2 rRNA genes are annotated in these 2,599 nt (G+C 49.6%); both read right to left on the minus strand.

Annotated features, from left to right (window positions below):
- Position 1: 1 nt before the first annotated feature.
- Positions 2 to 117, minus strand: a 5S ribosomal RNA gene (rrf, locus tag HMPREF2619_RS01170).
- A gap of 77 nt (positions 118 to 194) precedes the next feature.
- Positions 195 to 2,599: ribosomal RNA gene (locus HMPREF2619_RS01175) — 23S ribosomal RNA — on the minus strand; the annotation flags it as partial.

The following is a 2,599-nucleotide window of genomic DNA, read 5'->3' on the forward strand; positions in this document are numbered from 1 at the left end:
AGCTAAGCGACTTCCTTATCTCACAGGGGGCAACCCCCAACTACTTCCGGCGTTCTAGGGCTTAACTTCTGTGTTCGGCATGGGTACAGGTGTATCTCCTAGGCTATCGTCACTTAACTTTGAGTAATACATACTCAAAATTGAATATCTATCAAATTTCAAGAAAACCTTAACACTTCGTATTCTCAGTTACTTTGGATAAGTCCTCGAGCTATTAGTATTAGTCCGCTACATGTGTCGCCACACTTCCACTTCTAACCTATCTACCTGATCATCTCTCAGGGCTCTTACTGATATAAAATCATGGGAAATCTCATCTTGAGGTGGGTTTCACACTTAGATGCTTTCAGCGTTTATCCCTTCCCTACATAGCTACCCAGCGATGCCTTTGGCAAGACAACTGGTACACCAGCGGTAAGTCCACTCTGGTCCTCTCGTACTAGGAGCAGATCCTCTCAAATTTCCTACGCCCGCGACGGATAGGGACCGAACTGTCTCACGACGTTCTGAACCCAGCTCGCGTGCCGCTTTAATGGGCGAACAGCCCAACCCTTGGGACCGACTACAGCCCCAGGATGCGACGAGCCGACATCGAGGTGCCAAACCTCCCCGTCGATGTGAACTCTTGGGGGAGATAAGCCTGTTATCCCCAGGGTAGCTTTTATCCGTTGAGCGATGGCCCTTCCATACGGAACCACCGGATCACTAAGCCCGACTTTCGTCCCTGCTCGAGTTGTAGCTCTCGCAGTCAAGCTCCCTTATACCTTTACACTCTGCGAATGATTTCCAACCATTCTGAGGGAACCTTTGGGCGCCTCCGTTACCTTTTAGGAGGCGACCGCCCCAGTCAAACTGCCCGTCAGACACTGTCTCCGATAGGGATCACCTATCTGGGTTAGAGTGGCCATAACACAAGGGTAGTATCCCAACAGCGTCTCCTTCGAAACTGGCGTCCCGATCTCTTAGACTCCTACCTATCCTGTACATGTGGTACAGACACTCAATATCAAACTGCAGTAAAGCTCCATGGGGTCTTTCCGTCCTGTCGCGGGTAACCTGCATCTTCACAGGTACTAAAATTTCACCGAGTCTCTCGTTGAGACAGTGCCCAAATCATTACGCCTTTCGTGCGGGTCGGAACTTACCCGACAAGGAATTTCGCTACCTTAGGACCGTTATAGTTACGGCCGCCGTTTACTGGGGCTTCAATTCATACCTTCGCTTACGCTAAGCACTCCTCTTAACCTTCCAGCACCGGGCAGGCGTCACCCCCTATACATCATCTTACGATTTAGCAGAGAGCTGTGTTTTTGATAAACAGTTGCTTGGGCCTATTCACTGCGGCTGACATACGTCAGCACCCCTTCTCCCGAAGTTACGGGGTCATTTTGCCGAGTTCCTTAACGAGAGTTCTCTCGCTCACCTGAGGCTACTCGCCTCGACTACCTGTGTCGGTTTGCGGTACGGGTAGAGTATGTTTAAACGCTAGAAGCTTTTCTTGGCAGTGTGACGTCACTAACTTCGCTACTAAACTTCGCTCCCCATCACAGCTCAATGTTATAGAACTAAGCATTTAACTCAATTCACACCTCACTGCTTAGACAGACACTTCCAATCGTCTGCTTTAGTTAGCCTACTGCGTCCCTCCATCACTACATACTCTAGTACAGGAATATCAACCTGTTGTCCATCGGATACACCTTTCGGTCTCTCCTTAGGTCCCGACTAACCCAGGGCGGACGAGCCTTCCCCTGGAAACCTTAGTCTTACGGTGGACAGGATTCTCACCTGTCTTTCGCTACTCATACCGGCATTCTCACTTCTATGCGTTCCAGCACTCCTCACGGTACACCTTCTTCACACATAGAACGCTCTCCTACCATACCTATAAAGGTATCCACAGCTTCGGTAAATTGTTTTAGCCCCGGTACATTTTCGGCGCAGGGTCACTCGACTAGTGAGCTATTACGCACTCTTTGAATGAATAGCTGCTTCTAAGCTAACATCCTAGTTGTCTGTGCAACCCCACATCCTTTTCCACTTAACAATTATTTTGGGACCTTAGCTGGTGGTCTGGGCTGTTTCCCTTTCGACTACGGATCTTAGCACTCGCAGTCTGACTGCCGACCATAATTCATTGGCATTCGGAGTTTATCTGAGATTGGTAATCCGGGATGGACCCCTCACCCAAACAGTGCTCTACCTCCAAGAATCTCTAATGTCGACGCTAGCCCTAAAGCTATTTCGGAGAGAACCAGCTATCTCCAAGTTCGTTTGGAATTTCTCCGCTACCCACAAGTCATCCAAGCACTTTTCAACGTGCCCTGGTTCGGTCCTCCAGTGCGTCTTACCGCACCTTCAACCTGCTCATGGGTAGGTCACATGGTTTCGGGTCTACGACATAATACTAAAGCGCCCTTTTCAGACTCGGTTTCCCTACGGCTCCGTCTCTTCAACTTAACCTCGCATCATATCGTAACTCGCCGGTTCATTCTACAAAAGGCACGCTCTCACCCATTAACGGGCTCGAACTTGTTGTAGGCACACGGTTTCAGGTTCTATTTCACTCCCCTCCCGGGGTGCTTTTCACCTTTCCCTC

The sequence above is a fragment of the Streptococcus sp. HMSC074B11 genome (assembly GCF_001808705.1).
Lineage (GTDB): Bacteria > Bacillota > Bacilli > Lactobacillales > Streptococcaceae > Streptococcus.